Source organism: Lysobacter sp. CA199, assembly GCF_052078715.1.
In the GTDB taxonomy this organism is placed as follows: domain Bacteria; phylum Pseudomonadota; class Gammaproteobacteria; order Xanthomonadales; family Xanthomonadaceae; genus Lysobacter.
Genome location: NZ_JBQJIL010000020.1, coordinates 1 through 18,542, shown reverse-complemented (window position 1 = coordinate 18,542; position 18,542 = coordinate 1). Strand labels below are relative to the sequence as shown.

At 66.1% G+C, this 18,542-nt stretch carries 12 protein-coding genes; 3 read left to right on the top strand and 9 right to left on the bottom strand.

Annotated elements, in window-relative coordinates; all coding sequences use genetic code 11:
* Positions 1-537 precede the first annotated feature (537 nt).
* From ACTOWJ_RS28140 to ACTOWJ_RS28130, 3 genes are all read right to left on the bottom strand, one after another.
* A complete protein-coding gene (locus ACTOWJ_RS28140; protein WP_441337950.1) occupies positions 538-933 on the bottom strand; it encodes a hypothetical protein in 396 nt (131 codons plus the stop codon).
* A 193-nt stretch (positions 934-1,126) separates the two neighbouring features.
* Positions 1,127-1,504, bottom strand: a complete 378-nt coding sequence (locus tag ACTOWJ_RS28135; RefSeq protein ID WP_441337949.1) for a hypothetical protein — start codon at positions 1,502-1,504, stop codon at positions 1,127-1,129.
* A gap of 122 nt (positions 1,505-1,626) precedes the next feature.
* The gene (locus ACTOWJ_RS28130) at positions 1,627-2,802 is read right to left on the bottom strand and encodes a thiolase family protein (RefSeq protein ID WP_441337948.1); all 1,176 of its coding nucleotides are present in this window, start codon (positions 2,800-2,802) and stop codon (positions 1,627-1,629) included.
* Positions 2,803-3,248: 446 nt separating this feature from the next.
* Between ACTOWJ_RS28130 and ACTOWJ_RS28125 the strand changes: the two genes are divergently transcribed.
* Positions 3,249-6,047 (top strand): S8 family serine peptidase, encoded by a 2,799-nt coding sequence (locus tag ACTOWJ_RS28125; protein ID WP_441337947.1) that lies wholly within the window; start codon positions 3,249-3,251, stop codon positions 6,045-6,047.
* 79 nt (positions 6,048-6,126) lie between these two features.
* Here the strand turns inward: ACTOWJ_RS28125 and ACTOWJ_RS28120 are convergent, their stop codons facing one another.
* The 3 genes from ACTOWJ_RS28120 to ACTOWJ_RS28110 form a co-directional block, all read right to left on the bottom strand.
* Positions 6,127-7,284 (bottom strand): isovaleryl-CoA dehydrogenase, encoded by a 1,158-nt coding sequence (locus ACTOWJ_RS28120; protein WP_441337946.1) that lies wholly within the window; start codon positions 7,282-7,284, stop codon positions 6,127-6,129.
* A 1-nt stretch (position 7,285) separates the two neighbouring features.
* The gene (locus ACTOWJ_RS28115; RefSeq protein ID WP_441337945.1) at positions 7,286-8,041 is read right to left on the bottom strand and encodes a carbonic anhydrase; all 756 of its coding nucleotides are present in this window, start codon (positions 8,039-8,041) and stop codon (positions 7,286-7,288) included.
* 153 nt (positions 8,042-8,194) lie between these two features.
* Positions 8,195-9,298: a Glu/Leu/Phe/Val dehydrogenase dimerization domain-containing protein gene (locus ACTOWJ_RS28110; protein ID WP_441337944.1), complete on the bottom strand. Its 1,104-nt coding sequence runs from the start codon at positions 9,296-9,298 to the stop codon at positions 8,195-8,197.
* A 426-nt stretch (positions 9,299-9,724) separates the two neighbouring features.
* On the opposite strand from ACTOWJ_RS28110, the gene ACTOWJ_RS28105 reads away from it, so the two are divergent.
* On the top strand, positions 9,725-11,833 hold the full coding sequence (locus ACTOWJ_RS28105; RefSeq protein ID WP_441337943.1) for a C1 family peptidase: 2,109 nt from the start codon (positions 9,725-9,727) through the stop codon (positions 11,831-11,833).
* A gap of 221 nt (positions 11,834-12,054) precedes the next feature.
* On the opposite strand, the gene ACTOWJ_RS28100 is transcribed toward ACTOWJ_RS28105, so the two are convergent.
* The 3 genes from ACTOWJ_RS28100 to ACTOWJ_RS28090 form a co-directional block, all read right to left on the bottom strand.
* Positions 12,055-12,495, bottom strand: a complete 441-nt coding sequence (locus tag ACTOWJ_RS28100; protein ID WP_441337942.1) for a hypothetical protein — start codon at positions 12,493-12,495, stop codon at positions 12,055-12,057.
* 145 nt (positions 12,496-12,640) lie between these two features.
* Positions 12,641-13,714 carry a C2 family cysteine protease gene (locus ACTOWJ_RS28095; protein ID WP_441337941.1) on the bottom strand — a complete coding sequence of 358 codons (1,074 nt, stop codon included), beginning with the start codon at positions 13,712-13,714 and terminating at the stop codon, positions 12,641-12,643.
* Positions 13,715-13,917: 203 nt separating this feature from the next.
* The gene (locus ACTOWJ_RS28090; protein ID WP_441337940.1) at positions 13,918-14,232 is read right to left on the bottom strand and encodes a YXWGXW repeat-containing protein; all 315 of its coding nucleotides are present in this window, start codon (positions 14,230-14,232) and stop codon (positions 13,918-13,920) included.
* Positions 14,233-14,754: 522 nt separating this feature from the next.
* Between ACTOWJ_RS28090 and ACTOWJ_RS28085 the strand changes: the two genes are divergently transcribed.
* Positions 14,755-18,336 carry a methylmalonyl-CoA mutase family protein gene (locus tag ACTOWJ_RS28085; protein WP_441337939.1) on the top strand — a complete coding sequence of 1,194 codons (3,582 nt, stop codon included), beginning with the start codon at positions 14,755-14,757 and terminating at the stop codon, positions 18,334-18,336.
* Positions 18,337-18,542: the final 206 nt, after the last annotated feature.

The following is an 18,542-nucleotide window of genomic DNA, read 5'->3' as shown; positions in this document are numbered from 1 at the left end:
GGATCGGCCGGATGCTTGGACGCGGCATCAAAGCATAAAGCGTTGCTGGCGGCCAATCACTTTTGCCGGCGCAAGGCGTACGGACGCTGGCGTATGCGCACAAAAAGCGTAAAGGGAAGCGGCTTGATTCCCTCTTTCGCTTGCGGGAGAGAGGCAGGGTGAGGGCAGCGCCAGTTGCTGTCGGCCCCTCACCCCAACCCTCTCCCGCAAGCGGGAGAGGGAGCGGTTCGCTGAGTCACGTGCGATATGCGCAGATCGTGACCGGCAAAGGTCGCGTTGCGCAGGAAACCTGCTTCGCGCTGGGATCTGTGCAGAAGGAAAGCCTGGCGTGGGCGGGGATATCCAAAATAAAAGCCCGCATTCGCGGGCGCCTGTGTCTCAAAAGAAAAACCGGCGTTCGCAGGCGGGCCTCTGCAAAACAAAAATCCGCTTTCTCGGGCCATCGGTACTTAAAGAAAAACCCGCTTTCGCGGGCGATCGGTACCTAAAGAAAAACCCGCTTTCGCGGGTTTTTCAGTGAACGCAAGCGCAAGCCGATTAGTGCTTGGCTTCTTCCTTCTTGGCTTCGGCGGCAGCGGCGTCGGCCTTGTCGGCGACGTTCTGCGCAGCGTCGGCGGTCGCGTTGGCGGCCTTGGCGGCAGCGTCGGCGGCACCGGCGGCGGCCGAATCGGCAGCGTTGCCCACAGCAGTGGCGGCGCTGTCGGCGGCGGCACCGGCCGAAGCGGCTGCGTCGGTCGCGGCAGCGGCGGCGGCGTCGGCGCCTTCGGCGACGGCGGCGCCGGCCGAATCAGCGGCCTTGGCGGCGTCGGCACCGGCCTGTTCGGCGGCGGCCGAAGCTTCGGCAGCGGCGTCCTTGGCTTCTTCGGTCTTCTGGGCGCAAGCCGACAGTGCCAGAACGGCGGCGGCGAGCAGGACGTAGAGATGGGTCTTCATGAGCTGTCTCCTGAGGAGTTGTCTGAGAAAGAACGTGTGGTGGATCTGTCAGGCAACGCCAGTGCTCGCAGCGGTCCGGCAAGCCGGCTTCGATCGTTCACTGACCTTACGGAAAAAGCCGCCGGATAACCGGCGGCTTTCCCGTTCGACGCGAGGTTTTCGCGTCGGAACTAGCAGTATCGCTTGCGCGATATTACTTCTTCGCTTCTTCCTTGGCAGCTTCCGCCGGAGCGGCAGCGTCCTTGGCGGCGTCGGCAGCAGCGCCGGCGGCGTCAGCAGCGCCCTTGGCGGCGTCAGCAGCAGCGTCGGCAGCGGCCGGGGTCGTGGCAGCGGCAGCGGCGTCGGCCGAGGTAGCAGCAGCGTCGGCAGCGGTAGCAGCGGCGTCAGCCGAAGCAGCAGCGGCGTCGGCGGTGGCGGCGTCGCCAGCGGCAGCGGCGGTGTCGGCAGCGGCCTGAGCTTCGGTCGAAGCAGCGGCGGCGTCAGCGGAAGCTTCTTCGGCCTGCTTCTGGTTCGAGCAAGCGGCCAGGGCCAGGCCCAGAGCCAGGGCGATCAGCGCCTTGTTGAAATTCATGATTCGGTGTCCTCGTCGATTAGTTAGGCAACGCGCAGTTGCGCGCCGATAACATGATGACAAGCCGGTGACGTGTGTCAAGCGGCATGCCGGTTTTTTTTGTGCAACGCGTTTTTAACTATTTACACTAATTCGATCGCAATAGCGGTCGCCTCGCCACCGCCGATGCACAGCGAGGCGACGCCGCGCTTGCCGCCGCGAACGCGCAAGGCATTGATCAGGGTGACCACCAGGCGGGCCCCGCTGGCGCCGATCGGGTGGCCCAGAGCGACCGCGCCGCCGTGCACGTTGATCTTGTCGTGGGGGATGCCGAGATCCTTCATCGGCGCCATCGCGACCACCGAAAAGGCCTCGTTGACCTCGAACAGGTCGACGTCGGCCACCGTCCAGCCGGCCTTTTCGAGCACGTTTGAAATCGCTTTCACCGGCGCGGTGGTGAACCATTCCGGGGCCTGGGCGTGGCCGGCGTGGGCGACGATGCGCGCCAGCGGCTTGAGCCCGCGCGCGGCGGCTTCCTCGGCCGACATCAGCACCGTGGCGGCGGCGCCGTCGGAGATCTTCGAGGACGCCGCGGCGGTCAGCACGCCGTCCTTGCCGAAGGCCGGACGCAGGGTGGGAATCTTGGTCACATCGATCTTGCCGGGCTCTTCGTCGGCGTCGACGACCACGTCGCCCTTGCGGCCCTTGACCGTCACCGGAACGATCTCGGCCTTGAAATGGCCGGCGTTTTGCGCGGCCTGGGCGCGCTTGACGCTTTCTTCGGAATACGCGTCGATTGCAGCGCGATCGAAGCCGTATTGCGCGCAGGTGGCGTCGCCGAACACGCCCATGGCCTTGCCGTCGTAGGGGTTGGTCAGGCCATCCCATGCCATGTGATCGAGCATCTCGGCGCTGCCGTAGCGGATGCCGGTGCGCGAGTTGTTGAGCACGTGCGGAGCGTTGGTCATCGACTCCATGCCGCCGGCGACGACCAGCTTGGCCGAACCGGCCTTGATCAGATCGTGGCCCAGCATGATCGCCTTCATGCCCGAACCGCAGACCTTGTTGATGGTGGTGCAGCCGGCCGCGGCCGGCAGGTTGGCGCCGAGCGCGGCCTGGCGCGCCGGGGCCTGGCCCAGACCGGCCGGTAGCACGCAGCCCATGATCACTTCGTCGATCTGGTCGGCGGCCACGCCGGCCTGCTCGAGCGCGCCGGTGATCGCCGCGCTGCCCAGGGTCGGGGTCGGGACGCCGGTGAACTGGCCGAGGAAGGAACCGATGGCGGTGCGCTTGGCACCGACGATGACGACATCGTTCATTGCGGAACTCCGAAACTGTGGCGGTGTAGGGAGGGGCCGACGGCCAGCGCGGCTGGGGCCGGAACCCATCGATTATGCGGCGCCATGCTGCGGTGCCGCAAACATCCGCCTGGGGATGGTTGCTGGCTAACGAAAAATGAACGAATCGGGCGTTCCGTGGGACAGGTAGCCGGCGCGCGGCTGAATATCCGAAATTCGGTGGAGCCCGTGTAATCGATTACATAATCCTTTGCTGCGTGGCGATGGCCGCTCGCGTGTCAGGCAGGATCCTCGGCCGCGAGACCGTTTGTGTCGCCGCGCACGCCGTTGAATCCGTAATCGTCCAAATCTGCGTAATAAATCCACGAATCGATTGTGGGTCCGCAAGACTTTGGATTAAAACGGAAGCCAGGGCGCGATCGATCCGCTGGGGAGCGGAAACAACGCCGGACGCAGAGGGATAAGCCATGAAACGTTTCGACTCGGCAGTGCGTCGCGGTTCGCAGTGGGCGGCCTGTGCGCTCAGTGTGGCCATCCTCAGTGCCTGCGGCGGTGGAGGCGGCGGCGACAACGTCAAACCCACGCCGCCGCCGACCAACAATCCGCCGCCGCCGCCGTCCACGCCGACGCCGCCGATCGGCGCGCATCTGGACATGACCAACGCGCGCTCGGCGCAAGCAGCGGGATTCACCGGCGCGGGCGTGCGCATCGGCGTGGTCGACAGCGGCGTGCGCCGCGATCACCCCGCGCTCAACGGCCGGGTCGGGCCGCATTTGATCTACACCGATCCGCGCACCAACAATCATCGCGTCGACGACGTGCTCGGCCACGGCACCTATGTCTCGCAGATCATCGCCGGCACGCCGGTCGGCGCCTGGCCCGGCGGCATCGCGCCGGGCGCCAGCATCGTGTCGGCGCGGATCCTCGCCGACACGCGCCCGTCCGATGACGGTTCGGGCATGGGCAACGAGGTGCGCGACAACGGCGGCCTGGACATCGTCAGCCGCGATCTGATGAACGCCGGCGTGCGGATCATGAACAACTCCTGGGGCGGTCTGTACTGGACCGGCGACAACGTCACCCAGAGTTTCATCGCCGCCTACAAACCCTTTATCGACAACGGCGGTCTGGTGGTGTTCGCGACCGGCAACGAATCCAAGCCGCAGCCGTCCGACAACGCTTCGTTGCCCAGCCAGGGCGCGGGCGCGAACGTGCTCGAGCGCGGCTGGATCGCCGCCGCCGCGCTGGACACCAACACCCCGACCCAATTGGCGAGTTACTCCAACGCCTGCGGCATCGCCATGAACTACTGCCTGGTCGCGCCCGGCGACGTGCAGGCCACCGGCGTCAACGACGCGGTCGGCAACCCGAGTTACTGGGTGGTGCGCGGCACTTCGTTCGCCGCGCCGCAGATTTCCGGCGCGGCGGCGTTGGTGTGGCAGGCGTTCCCGTATTTCGATAACGACATGGTCCGGCAGACCTTGCTCGGCAACGCCAGGGACCTGGGCGCGCCTGGGGTGGATCCGGTGTTCGGTCAAGGCCTGCTCGACGTCGGTGCCGCGGTGCGCGGCCCGCGCCGGCTGGATTGGGGCAATGCGCGGGTGAGTTTCGAGGGCAACTCGACCTGGGCCAATCCGATCAGCGGCGCCGGCGGGGTGATCAAGGAGGGCGGCGGCACCTTGCGCCTGGATGCATCGAGCGCGAACACCTACACCGGTGCGACCGATGTCGTCGGCGGCACGTTGCGCCTGAACGACGGCGGCAGCCTGGCGTCGCCGGTGTTGGTGCGCAGCGGCGCGACCTTCGCCGGCGGCAACGGCGCGCGCATCGGCAACCAGGCCGACAATCAGGGCGCGTTGCGCCTGGATGGCGCCGGTCTGCGCATCGACGGCAATTACGTCCAGGGGGCCTCGGGGCAACTGCAGTTCCTGATCGGCTCCAGGCTCGAGGTCGGCGGTACCGCCAGTCTGGCCGGCGATGCGCGGGTGCTCGGTCAGCTGCCGGGTTATGTGCGCTCCAATCGCGAAGTGTTCCTCAACGCTGGCAGCCTCAACGGACAGTTCGGCAGTCTGTCGACCGCGCCGGGCGTGTTTCTGATGGCAACGCTCGGTTACAGCACGACCCAAGCCTGGCTCGACATTTCCTCGTTGAGCATCACCGCCACCGCGCAATCGCTGGGCATGCAGGCCTCGGAAACCGCCTCGGCCGCGCGCGTGGACGGCGCGTTGCGCGGATTGGACGCGGGCGCGGTGGTCCGCGGCGGCGCCGGCGCGCAGGGCGCGTTCAGCGCCGCGGCCGGCGCGCTGCAGCAGTCGGCGACGCCGGCGGCGGCCCAGCGCTCGCTGGCCAGTCTGTCGGGCGAACTGCACAGCGCCGACGCGGCCTTCGCGATGATGTCGATCGAAGGCAATCGGCGCGCGCTGGAGTCGCGCCTGGATGCGCAATATCTGGATCGCCGCAGCGGCGCCTGGTCGGATCGCATCGACGCGCGGCGCGTCGGCGCGGGCCGCTTCGATCTGGATGCCAGCGGTTGGATCATCGGCCACGACCAGCGTTTCGGCGCGCTCAACGTCGGTGCGGCGCTGAGTCAGACCGACGGCTATGCCTACAACTCGCAGCGCAGCGACCGCGAGCGCAATCGTCAGATCGAGGGCCAGTTCTACGCATCGTGGGATCGCGCCGGCAGTTACCTGATGGGACGCGCGGCGTTCGGCAACATGGATCGTCATCTGCAGCGCGAGGTGTTGCTCGGCGCGGCGCAGTTCGGCACCGGGTCCAGTTACGCCAACCGTTATCTCACCCTCGGCGTGCAGGCGGGCCATCGGTTCGAACTGCGCGACGGCCTGCTGACGCCGTATGTCGGTGCGCAGAGTCTGCGGCTGGATCGCAACGGGTTCGAGGAGCTCGGCGCCGCCGGATTCGGCCTGAGCGCTGACGATTCCAGCCTCGGCGCGACGCAACTGCTGGCCGGTCTGCGCCTGGAGCGCGAATGGCGCCTGGGCTCGACCTTGCTCGGCTTGAGCGGGCGCGCCGAATGGCAACGCACCGTGGCCCAGTCGGGCCGCTTCATCGACGCGCGTTTCACCGGTCTGGAGGTGTGGTCGCCGATCCTCAGCGAGCCGTTCGCGCGCGAAGCCGGTGTGTTCGGGCTCGGACTCAACGCGCGCTTCGCGCGGGGCGGGGTGCTGAGCCTGGATATGGACAACCGCTACGAGTTCGGTCGGCAGTATCCGCGCGCGTTCGCCAGTTGGGCGTTCTCGTTCTGAGCGGTGCGGGCGGCAGTAAAAACTAAAACGCCGCCACGTTGCCGTGGCGGCGTTTGGTTTTGAAGCGACGACGCGCCGATCAGCTCTTGCCGTCGAACAACTCCCGCCCGATCAGCATGCGGCGGATCTCGTTGGTGCCCGCGCCGATCGCGTACAGCTTGGCGTCGCGCAGGATCCGGCCGGTCGGATACTCGTTGATGTAGCCGTTGCCGCCGAGGGTCTGGATCGCTTCCAGCGCCACTTGCACCGCCGCATCGGAAGCGTGCAGCAGGCATGAGGCCGAATCGATCCGGCTCTTGTGGCCGGCGTCGAAATCGCGGCCGACCTGATAGGCGAACGCGCGGCTGGACTGCAGCGCGGTGTACATGTCGGCGATCTTGCCTTGCATCAGGCTGAAGGTGCCGATGGCTACGTCGAACTGCTTGCGCTCGCGCACGTAGGGCAGGGAGATGTCCAGCGCCGACTGCATCAGGCCCAAGGGCCCGCCGGTCAACACCAGGCGCTCGGTGTTGAGGCCGCTCATCAGCACCTTGACGCCGTGGTGCACCTGGCCGAGCACATTCTCTGCCGGGATCTGGCAGTTATCGAACACCAACTCGCAGGTGTTGGACCCCCGCATGCCCAATTTGTCGAGTTTCTGCGCGGTCGAAAAGCCCTTCATCCCCTTCTCGACGATGAACGCAGTCATGCACTTGCTGCCCGCATCCTTGCCCGCGGTGCGCATGTACACGATCAGCACATCGGCTTCCGGGCCGTTGGTGATCCACATCTTGTTGCCGTTGGCCACCCACACGCCGTCGCGCAACTCGGCGCGGCAGCTCATCGAGCCGACCACGTCGGAACCGGCGCCCGGTTCGCTCATCGCAAGCGCGCCCTTCCATTCGCCGGTGCACAGCTTGGGCAGGTACTTGCGGCGCTGCTCTTCGTTGGCGTTGGCGTACAGGTTGGACACGCACAGGTTGGAATGGGCGCCGTAGGAAAGACCGACCGAACCGGAGGCGCGCGAGACTTCCTCCATCGCCACCAGATGGGCCAGATAGCCCATGTCGCTGCCGCCGTATTCGCCCGGCACGGTCATGCCGAGCAGACCCATCTCGCCCAATTTGAGCCACAGGTCTTGCGGAAACGCGTTGTCGTGGTCGATCTGCTCCGCGCGCGGAGCGATCTCGGCGTCGGCGAAACGGCGCACGGCATCGCGCAGCGCGTCGATCTCTTCACCCAGGGGAAAACTGCGCATATCAGCCCTCGTAACGAATCAGCGGCCGCCCATTGAGCGGTTGGAGGTTGCGGTTGTTGCGGCGGTAGTGGCTCAAGAATCCATCGATCTGCTTCTTGGACATCGTCACCGGCGCCGGCAGCACGTACCACTCGACATTTTCCGTCAAAGGCGGGGTCGTGAGCGAGCCCAGGTAATGGTAGTAGCCGCGCGCGCGCGGCAGCAGGCCTTCGATGTCGATTTCCTGCTGGACCGGCTTGCCCTTGTTCTTGCGCGGCTTGAGGTCGTTGAGCACCTCTTGCGCCACTGCGTTGGCCTTGCCCTGTTCATACATCACGCCGACCACCGCCAGGCGCCCGTCCTGGGCCTTGAACACGAAGTGGCCCTCCAGCGGGAAATGCTTGCCGTCCAGGGTGTGTTCGCTCTGGGCGTGGAAATGGAACTGGGCCAGGGTGAAATGGCGGCCGCGGATGACCGCTTGCGTGGCGTGCGCGTCGACCTGCACCGCATGGCCGTTGTCCTCGACCTTGTCGACCGCGCCGCGGGTGTGCTGGAACTCCAGCGCGCGCGGCTCGTTGTCGGCGGCCGGCAGCGCGCTGGCGGTGACGATGTCGATCGGCGACTGCGACTTGTCGTGCGCGGCCTGCCATTGTTCTTGGTGTTCGTAGTCCAGCGCGTCGTGAGCGGGGTGCGCGGCGGCGGGCTTGGCCGGTTCGCCGGCCTGCGCGGCGAAGGCGAGGGCGCAGGCGACTACGGCGGCGAGTGTGTGTTTACGCATGTCGGAAGTCCTATACGTGTGCACAGCATTAAGAAGGGAATCGCACTTTCGGGCGATCGCCGGACCGGCCGCGCGCACTGCATCAACGCGCGATGGCGGCGAAAACCCTACGCCGGATACGACGACGGGGCCGATGGCCCCGTCGAAGTGTGCTTAATGTCCGCTGCGGATGCGTCCGCGGAAGCTCGGATTGGAACGGCCGAGGGGGAGCTTCAACTTGCCGATCGCGTTGATGCGCTCTTCGGCCAGACGGTCGGCGGCGGTGTAGGTCGGGATGCTGTCGCGCTCGGCGATCTCGAAGATACGGCCGAGGTTGTGGTAGATCGTGCGCATCATGCGCATGGCGCGCTCGCGGTTGTAGCCGTCGAGTTCCAGCGCCACGTTCATCACGCCGCCCGCGTTCACCGCATAGTCCGGCGCGTACAGGATGCCGCGCTTGGCCACTTCATCGCCGATGGCGTTGTTGGCCAGCTGGTTGTTGGCCGCGCCGCAGATGATCTTGGCCTTCAGACGCGGCAAGGTCTGCTCGTTGACGGTGCCGCCCAGCGCGCACGGCGAGTACACGTCGGCGTTGACGTCGTAGATCTCGTCCAGGCCCACGGCTTCGGCGCCGTACTCGGACACGGCCTTGTCGACCAGGCCCTTGTTGATGTCGGTGACGAAGATCTTCGCGCCGCGCTCCTTGAGCAGCTTCACGAATTCCATGCCGACATGGCCCAGGCCCTGCACGGCGTAGCTGTACTTGCCGACTTCCTCGTCGCCGAAGCGCTTGTTCAGCGTGGCCATCAGGCCCTGCAAGGTGCCGTAGGCGGTGAACGGCGAGGGATCGCCCGAACCGCCGTGGACCTGGTGCACGCCGGTGACGTACTCGGTCTCGCGGTAGACGTATTCCATGTCGTTGACGTCGATGCCGACGTCCTCGGCGGTGATGTAGCGGCCGCCCAGCGAATCGACGAACTTGCCGAACGCGCGGAACAGCGCTTCGGACTTGTCGGCGGCCGGATCGCCGATGATGACCGCCTTGCCGCCGCCGATGTTCAGGCCGGCGACCGCGTTCTTGTAGGTCATGCCGCGGCTCAGACGGAGCACATCGTTGAGCGCGTCCTGCTCGGTCTTGTACGGCCACATGCGCAGGCCACCCAGGGCCGGGCCGAGCACGGTGTTGTGAATCGCGATGATGGCCTTCAGGCCGGCGTCCTTGTTATGGCAGAACACGACCTGCTCATGGCCGAAGGTGTCGAGGGTTTCGAAAATCATCGGGTGCTCCGAACCGGGCGGGAGTGCGCGGAAGATTGCGCTTACGCGTCGCGCCTGGCTGTGGGTTAAGTCGTTGAAATAAAATGAATTCGCCTGTGCGGCGGCGGAATGGCGGCCGGCGCAGGGGCGCTAGTCTAAAGCAATCGGGCAATACGGCTAGGTATGCCCTCCGCACGGTCGTCGCGGCCGGCGCGGGGTTTGCCGGGGGTGTCGTTTGCCACGATCCAAAGCGCACGCGGCCCAACGTCGAGCGGATGCCGCGGGTTTCCAGACTGCGCCGGCTTGTGCCTGAAAACGCTTTTGGCGTCGCTGATCCTGTGAGGCGATAACACGATAATAGTGGATTGGATCTGTCCGGAGCTGCCGCGCCACGGCGTTTGCCCGGATGCGGATCGCACCGCCATCGCTTAAACAGGACGCCGACCCATGGCCACCGCAAGGAAAGCCGCCGCAGCGCGTAAACCCGCGAGCAAGCGCGCCAGCCCAAGTTCCACCGAGCACAAACTGCGTTCGCGCCTGCTCGATGCGCGCCCGGACACCGCCGACTTCCGCGACCGCATGTTCGAACCGACCCTGGTCGACGTGCCCGCGCACAAACCCTTGAGCGAACATCTCAAGCTGCGCCTGCCGGTGCTCGATCAGGGCGACGAAGGCGCCTGCACCGCGTTCGGCCTGGCCGCGGTCGCGCACGCCTTGCTGCGCCGGCGCAACTTGCGCGCCAGACTCGCGCCGGTCAGCACCCGCATGTTCTACGACATGGCTCGCCGCTACGACGAGTGGCGCGGCGAACGTTATTCCGGTTCCAGTTGCCGCGGCGCCATGAAGGGTTGGCATCACCACGGTGTGTGCTCGGACAAAATCTGGCCGTACAAGGCCGGCGAGCAGATGGAAACCTACACCGAGCAACGCGCGCGCGATGCCGCGCAGCGCCCGCTCGGCGCGTATTTCCGGGTCAATCACAAAGACCTGGTGGCCATGCACGCGGCCTTCGCCGAGGTCGGCGTGCTGTTCGCCTCCAGCGCGGTGCACGACGGCTGGGATGCTCCCAGGCGCGGCCGGATCGCCTGGAAACGCCAGGAAATCGCCGGTTATCACGCCTTCGCCATCGTCGGTTACGACGAGGGCGGCTTCTGGATCCAGAACTCCTGGGGCCCGACCTGGGGGCTGCGCGGTTACGGCTACATCAGCTACGACGAGTGGCTCGAACGCGGCACCGACGTCTGGGTCGCGCGGCTGGCGGTGCCGGTGCGCCTGCACAACGCGCAGTCCAGCGCGGTCAGCCATTCCAGCTTGGCAAGCCAGTCCACCGGTTACTCGCAGGCCGATCTGCGTCCGCACATCGTCAGCCTGGGCAACAACGGCCGCCTGCGCGACGACGGCCGCTTCGGCACCAGTGCCGACGATGTGCGCAATCTGATCCGCAAGGACTTGCCGCGCATCACCGGCGACTGGCAGAAAAAACGCGTGCTGCTTTACGCCCACGGCGGACTGGTGCCGGAGCAGGGCGCGATCCAGCGCGTGGCCGATTACCGCCAGACCTTGCTGGCCAAACAGATCTATCCGCTGGCCTTCATCTGGAAGACCGACGCCTGGACCACCCTGGGCAACATCCTGCGCGATGTCGCCAAGCCGCGCAGCGAAGGCCTGATCGACAAGGCCAAGGATCTGCTGCTCGATCGCCTCGACGACACCCTGGAACCGCTGGCGCGCACCGCGGGCGGCAAGCTGCTGTGGGACGAAATGAAAGAGAACGGCATGCTCGCGACCACCGCGCGCACGCCGCTGGCCGGCGGAGCGGTGCAGGAAGCCGGCGGCGCGGCGTTGGTGGCGCGGCTGCTCGACGAGTGGATCGCGCGCGATCCCAAGGTCGAATTGCACCTCACCGGCCACAGCGCGGGCTCGATCCTGCTGGCGCCGCTGGTGCAATTGCTGACCACCGACGGCATCGTGCCCAGCGGACCCGCGGTCGGCATGCAGGGGCTGGGACGCCGCATCGAAAGCCTGACCCTGTGGGCGCCGGCGATCACCGTCGATCTGTTCCTCGACACCTACGCACCGGCGCTGCGCAGCGGCGCGATCAAGCGCATGTCGCTGTTCACTCTGACCGACAAGGCCGAATGCGACGACCACTGCGCCGGGATCTACCACAAATCGCTGCTGTACTTGGTCGCGCATGCGCTCGAACATCAGCCGCGCACGTGGATCAACAAGAAATATCGCAACGGCACGCCGTTGCTGGGCATGGCGCGATTCCTCGACAAGAACGCCGCGCAGGCCACCGCCGAGCTGCGCGAACTGATCGACAGCGGCCGTATCGATTGGATTCAATCGCCGACCGCGGGCTTGCCCGAAGGCTCTCCCGATGCGGCATCGGCGACCACCCACGGCGGCTTCGACGACGACCGCGCGACCTTGGCCGCGACCCTCGCGCGCATCCTCGGCCAGGCCAGCACCACCGCGAGCTTCGACATTCACCGCTCGGAAGCGGGCAATGCCGACCGACGCAGGGCGATGGCCCGGGCTGTCAACAAATGATCATGTTCGCGAGGAACAATCAGTCACCGGAGCGGTAAGGTCGCAAGGACAGCGACACAGGCAGCGGTGCGACGCGTCCACTATCGAGACGCGTCGCACCTCGCGGAGGGTCGGCGCGTCCTGCGCCAGAACGCGGCAAGCCTCGTCGCATTGCGCCCGCTCGAAAACGCCCGTGTTCGCAGGCGCGATGCAGGGCCGCTACCGGCCGATGGCGCCGGGCCTCAGTTGCCGGAAGGCGCCTGCCCGAACAACGCCGCCTTCGGATTCGGCCGATCTTCCGGTGCGCCCACCGTCTTGGTCAGCGCAAAATAACCGAAGACCAAGCGACGACTGCCAGAGCGATCGTCCAGACGGATCAAGGCGACATAACCGGAAGGCTGGCCGCTGCGCCAGACCCTCGCGTGCACGTCTTCATTGCTGGCCGGCGCATCCAGCCATTGGCCCTGCCATTGTTTTTCGATATGGCCGCCGACGAAGTTCTGCACGGACACCCAGTCGGCGCCGGTTTCGTCCAACACGAACAGGCGCTGCGATGCGATCGTGAAGCGGCCATCGAGCAAACGTCGTGCCCCCTCGCGCAAGCGCGCTTGCTGCGGTGCCAGATCGTCCGGGGACAGCGCTTGCACTTGCGGCAGCGGCACAGTGGGAATCTGATCGATCAAGAAAGCATCCTCTGTATGTGAAACGCGATCGCCGCGTGGTGTGGCGGCGCAGGCGAGCAATGAGCAAGCCAGCAGCGCGGAGGTCAATATCGTGCGGGTCGAGCAGGAGAGCGGCATCAAGATGGTCTCATCGGTGAGACGGAGTTCATCGACTGAGCGAGCGCACCGGCGCATCCATCGTCGGCGCCTGCTGCTGCGCCGCGGTCTGCTCGAGTGCCGGCGCCTCGCGTTGCGCGGACTCCTGCGACAGTTCGCGGCCCTGCTGACGCATCGCCTGGCCATCGGGCGAATCGTACAACTGGCCCATCGCCTGCTTGAATCGGGCCGGATCGCCGAGACTGTCGAGCAAGGCATCGAGGTGTCGGTCGCCCGTACGCGATTCCGGCCTGGCATCGCCGGCAGGCGTCTCGGGTTTCGGGGATTGCGGCGGCAGCGGCGTCGGGCCGATATGGATCACTCCCAGCGTGGCGGATTTGTCCAACACATCCAGGGTCACCGTGGTGGTGGCGTCGGCATTGTCGCGGCCTTCCAGCGCGGAGTTTTCCGCGAGCGGGTTGCGCAGGTCCAGCACTACGTCCTTGCCGTCCGCGCCGCCGCGTTGCACGCCCTCGATGACGTACATGTGGCGATCGACCAAGCCGTCGTCGGGATGCCGGATATCCTCGGCGAAAGTACCTAGCGTCACCGGACGCTTTTCGTCGAGGGCAGTGCGCAAGCGCTCGTAGGTGGCGTCGGCGCCTAGTGCGGCCACATCGGATTGGCCCAGGCTTTCGCCCGGCTGACCGGTGAGCGCCGCCATTGCCTTGCTGGGATGGCCCATGTCGATCGCGGCGTAATTGGCATCGCGGCTGCCCATGTCCTGCAGCTCAGCATACGCCGTCTCCATCACTGCCGGCCAGATCGGACCATTCGTGCCGGGCTGGTTGTCGACCGCGCTGCCGCCGCGCCGGGTGAGGTTGTCTTCCAGGTCGGCCTGATCGACCTGGATATTTACCGGCTCCATGCCCTTGGCGCCTTCCTTGTAGAGCGTAACCTCGAAGGACTGCGTGTTGGCGTCGTAGCGGATCGCATCCTGCAACCGCTGCGGCTGCTGTGTCGCCAGCGCGCTCATCGGGGCAAGCAGATAACAATCGTTGATACGGTCCTGATCGATATCGCTGGCCAGCGGCGCGCCGCCGGGGCCGTAGAGCGTTTCCTGGGTGAAGCGAGGATCTGGCATGGGACGGGTTCCTTGTCCGGTGCGCGATCGGTCCAATCGATCTGCGCTCGCTGCCGAGGCTATAACGATCCGTCGTGGTTTGTCTGCCTACGCCGGCACGAGTCCCGTATTGCTCCTTCCCCTCCCGCGTACGGGAGAGGAACAGATCGGGCGCGCTGAACTCACCGTGCGCGATATCGCCCAGGCCGTATCGCGCTGCAACCTCAACGCCGTTGCCAATACCCATCGCGCAACCGCCACGCCGGCCCGTACGCATGCCAGCGCGGCGCCACATACACATAGCCCGGACGCGCGAGTACGTACGTCCCGGCGACCCAGTAATGCCGGCGCCCGTTCCAGCGCCAATATCCCGGCGTCCACACATACCCCGGTCGCACCCGCATCCGCTCGTAACGCGGCGGCGGCGCCACCCGCACATCCACGCCCACATACGTGCGCGCCTGCGCCGCGGGCGCATGCACGCCCGCCGCCGTCGCCACACCCAATACCGCCGCCAACACCAAAGGACGCATTACCATGACCGTTCTCCTCGGACCCGGCGGCCACCCGCCGGTATCCATGGCAACGCCGCTCTTGAGTACGTGTTGACGTCGACGCGACGCGCATTCACAGGCGCGCAGGATTGCTGAAGGCGCGCTGGATGAAAGCCGCGGGAGCGGGGTTGTTTCGTTGAGTGCCACAGCCCGCGTCTTAGCCGCTTTGCAGCAGTCGCCGCTCGCGCTGCTTGTAGGAGCGGCGCAAGCCGCGACCGCGCTGTGTCCGCTTGCGCCGAAACCTGCGCCGTAGGTGAGTTGTCGCGGTCGCGGCTTGCGCCGCTCCTACAGTCGGTTCCCGCGGCCGCGACCGGCGGCCCCAGAGCCTTCCGCAGCTGCGACCTGACCTGCAATTCCCACCCTGCGACCCGCCCTCCGCCCCATTGACGCCGGGCCTCGGCCGCCTTAATGGACGCCGTCCCTACGCCCCCGCACGCCCAGCCGTCAAACCGGGCCTGGCTCACAGAGCTACAATACGCACAGCCCGACCTGCGTATCGAGACAGCCATGAGCACGACCGCCGCCCACATTCCCGCCCCCCAGCCCGACGCCACCCCGTTGCGCTTCGTCACCGCCGCCAGCCTGTTCGACGGCCACGACGCCGCGATCAACATCATGCGGCGCCTGATCCAGGGCCAGGGCGCCGAAGTCGTCCACCTCGGCCACAACCGCTCGGTCGAGGACGTGGTCCGCGCCGCGCTGCAGGAAGACGCCGACGGCATCGCCCTGTCCAGCTATCAGGGCGGCCATGTCGAATACTTCAAGTACATGGTCGACATGCTGCGCGAGCGCGGCGCCGGCCACATCCGCGTGTTCGGCGGCGGCGGCGGCACCATCACGCCGGAGGAAATCCGCGAGCTGCAGGCCTACGGCGTGGAGCGCATCTACCATCCCAACGACGGCATGCACATGGGTCTGGTGGCGATGATCGAAGACGTGGTGCGCCGCGCCAGCGACGGCCGCCAGGCCGACACCGCGCCCGACAAGCCTGCGGTCATCGACGACGAAATCACCATCGGCAAGATGCTCTCGGCGATCGAAGAAGGCAGCCTCGACGAATCCCAACTCGCCCATCTGCGCAAGCAATGGCAGCTCGCCGGCGGCAAGACCCCGGTGGTCGGCATCACCGGCACCGGCGGCGCCGGCAAGTCATCGGTCACCGACGAACTTCTCAACCGCTTCCTCGCCAATTTCCCCGACATGCGCATGGCGGTGATCTCGGTCGACCCGACCCGCCGCCGCACCGGCGGCGCGCTGCTCGGCGACCGCATCCGCATGAACTCGCTGCGCAGCCCGCGCGTGTACATGCGCTCGATGGCCACCCGCCGCCAGAATTCGGCGACCAACACCGTACTCAAGGACTGCATCGCGCTGCTGCGCGGCCTGGGCTACGACCTGGTGATCGTGGAAACCGCCGGTATCGGCCAGAGCGATTCGGAAATCGTCGACCTGGTCGATTTCCCCATGTACGTGATGACCAGCGACTTCGGCGCGCCGAGCCAGCTGGAAAAGATCGACATGCTCGATTACGCCGAACTGGTCGTGCTCAACAAGTTCGACAAGCGCGGTGCCGAAGACGCGCTGCGCGACGTGCGCAAGCAGTGGAAGCGCAACCGAGTAGCCTTCCAGACCAAGGACGAAGACGTCCCGGTCTACCCGACCATCGCCAGCCAGTTCAACGACCCCGGCATCAGCTGGATGTTCGTCAACCTGTGCCGCCTGCTGCGCGAGAAACTCTCGCTGCCGGCGCAGAAGTGGACGCCGGAAGTCAACACCGACCTCAAGGAACCGCGCGCCACGGTTCTGATTCCCGGCGCGCGCGTGCGCTACCTCGCCGAGATCGCGGAGCAGGGGCGTTCGATCAACCGGCAGATCGAAACCCAGTCGGAGGTGGCCGATCGCGCGCAGTCGTATTGGCAGTCGTTGCACGACCTCGAAGACCCCGAACTTCCGAAAGCCCTGGCCCTCTACACGCCCGAAGCATTGCTACCCGAAGCCCCTGTAGGAGCTGCGCAAGCTGCGACCCACGCCACCGCGAATGACGGCGCATCCTCTGCAGAGGAAATGTTCGAACGCACCCGTCAGCAAATCCGCGACATCGAAGCACGCGCCCGGGCTAAAGTCCGCGTTCCCGTCGATCGCACGCTCCTGACCCTGCGCCAACGCTACAACGACGCCGTCCAGACCCTGGCCTCGGAAGCCCTGAAGCTCCTGCGCGACTGGCCCGCGCGTCTGAAATCCATCACCGACGACGTCACCGAATACGAAGTCCGCGGCAAGGCCATCAAGGTAGAAAACTACCGCGACTCCCTGAGTCACCAGAAAATCCCGAAGATCGCCGCGCCCACCTACAAGAGCTGGGGCGAATTGCTGACCTTCCTGCAAAAGGAAAACCTGCCGGGTTACTACCCCTACACCGGCGGCGTCTACCCCTACCGCCGCACCGGCGAAGACCCGATCCGCATGTTCGCCGGCGAAGGCACGCCCGAGCGAACCAACCGCCGCTTCCATTACCTGTCCGTCGGCCAGCCCGCGGCGCGCCTGTCGACCGCGTTCGACAGCGTCACGCTGTACGGCGAAGACCCCGCCGTGCGCCCGGACATCTTCGGCAAGATCGGCAACTCCGGCGTCAACATCGCGTCCCTGGACGACATGAAGAAGCTGTATTCCGGCTTCGACCTGTGCGCGCCGACCACCTCGGTGTCGATGACCATCAACGGCCCCGCGCCGATGTTGCTGGCGATGTTCATGAACACCGCCATCGATCAGCAGATCGAGAAGTACCTGCGCGAAGACGGCGCCCGCTGGGACGCCGCGCACGACAAGATCGAAGCGATGTTCGAAGGTCGCAAGCGCCCGCAGTACGGCGGCCTGCTACCGGAAACCAACGACGGCCTCGGCCTGGGCCTGCTCGGCGTGACCGGCGATCAAGTCGTCGATGCCGAAACCTATCAGCGCATCCGCGACAAGACCCTCGCCACCGTGCGCGGCACCGTCCAGGCCGACATCCTGAAAGAGGACCAGGCCCAGAACACCTGCATTTTCAGTACCGAATTCGCCCTGCGCATGATGGGCGACATCCAGCAATACTTCGTCGACAAGAACGTCCGCAACTTCTACTCGGTGTCGATCAGCGGCTACCACATCGCCGAAGCCGGCGCGAACCCGATCAGCCAGCTCGCCTTCACCCTGTCGAACGGCTTCACCATCGTCGAGTACTACCTCGCGCGCGGCATGAAGATCGACGACTTCGCGCCCAACCTGTCGTTCTTCTTCTCCAACGGCATGGACCCCGAGTACACCGTGATCGGCCGCGTCGCCCGCCGCATCTGGGCGCGCGCCATGCGCGAGCGCTACGGCGCCGACCCGCGCAGCCAGATGATGAAGTACCACATCCAAACCTCGGGCCGCTCGCTGCACGCGCAGGAAATCCAGTTCAACGACATCCGCACCACCTTGCAGGCCCTGTACGCGCTGTTCGACAACTGCAACAGCCTGCACACCAACGCCTACGACGAAGCCATCACCACCCCGACCGAAGAAAGCGTGCGCCGCGCGGTCGCGATCCAGATGATCATCAACAAAGAGCTGGGCCTGAACTTCAACGAAAACCCCTGGCAGGGCAGCTTCGCGGTGGACTACCTCACCGACATCGTCGAAGAAGCCGTGTACAAGGAATTCGAAGCCATCAGCGAACGTGGCGGCGTGCTCGGCGCCATGGACACCATGTACCAGCGCGGCAAGATCCAGGAAGAAAGCCTCTACTACGAACACAAGAAGCACGACGGCAGCCTGCCGCTGGTCGGCGTCAACACCTTCCTGCCCAAGGACCACGGCGGCGATATCGTTACCGAGATCGAGCTGATCCGCTCCACGCCGGAAGAGAAGGGCCAGCAGATCGACAACGTGCTGTCCTACCAGCAGGGACGCAACGACTACGCCAGCGAAGGTCTGCGCAATCTCCAGGCCGCCGCGCGCGACCGCAAGAACGTATTCGCCAGTCTGATGGAAGCGGTGAAGACCCACAGCCTCGGTCAGATCAGCCATGCCTTGTACGACGTGGGTGGCGAGTACCGGCGCAATATGTAATCGACGCGCCCCGATCGCAAAAAACAGGCCCGCCACGTGCGGGCCTGTTTGTTTCAACCTGTAGGAGCGGCGCAAGCCGCGACCGCGCCACATCGCCCGCGTCGCCAGTTTCGTCGCAGCCGTGGTGCCGCAGTCGCGGCTCGCGCCGCTCCTACAGTCTGAAGCCCGCCACCCGTAGCCCCTGTAGGAGCGGCGCAAGCCGCGAC

Excerpts from the sequence above, each read along its gene's own strand:
- ACTOWJ_RS28140 (WP_441337950.1), bottom strand. The coding sequence starts at position 933 with ATGAAGACCCATCTCTACGTCCTGCTCGCCGCCGCCGTTCTGGCACTG.
- ACTOWJ_RS28135 (WP_441337949.1), bottom strand. The coding sequence starts at position 1,504 with ATGAATTTCAACAAGGCGCTGATCGCCCTGGCTCTGGGCCTGGCCCTG.
- ACTOWJ_RS28130 (WP_441337948.1), bottom strand. The coding sequence starts at position 2,802 with ATGAACGATGTCGTCATCGTCGGTGCCAAGCGCACCGCCATCGGTTCC.
- ACTOWJ_RS28125 (WP_441337947.1), top strand. The coding sequence starts at position 3,249 with ATGAAACGTTTCGACTCGGCAGTGCGTCGCGGTTCGCAGTGGGCGGCC.
- ACTOWJ_RS28120 (WP_441337946.1), bottom strand. The coding sequence starts at position 7,284 with ATGCGCAGTTTTCCCCTGGGTGAAGAGATCGACGCGCTGCGCGATGCC.
- ACTOWJ_RS28115 (WP_441337945.1), bottom strand. The coding sequence starts at position 8,041 with ATGCGTAAACACACACTCGCCGCCGTAGTCGCCTGCGCCCTCGCCTTC.
- ACTOWJ_RS28110 (WP_441337944.1), bottom strand. The coding sequence starts at position 9,298 with ATGATTTTCGAAACCCTCGACACCTTCGGCCATGAGCAGGTCGTGTTC.
- ACTOWJ_RS28105 (WP_441337943.1), top strand. The coding sequence starts at position 9,725 with ATGGCCACCGCAAGGAAAGCCGCCGCAGCGCGTAAACCCGCGAGCAAG.
- ACTOWJ_RS28095 (WP_441337941.1), bottom strand. The coding sequence starts at position 13,714 with ATGCCAGATCCTCGCTTCACCCAGGAAACGCTCTACGGCCCCGGCGGC.
- ACTOWJ_RS28090 (WP_441337940.1), bottom strand. The coding sequence starts at position 14,232 with ATGGTAATGCGTCCTTTGGTGTTGGCGGCGGTATTGGGTGTGGCGACG.
- ACTOWJ_RS28085 (WP_441337939.1), top strand. The coding sequence starts at position 14,755 with ATGAGCACGACCGCCGCCCACATTCCCGCCCCCCAGCCCGACGCCACC.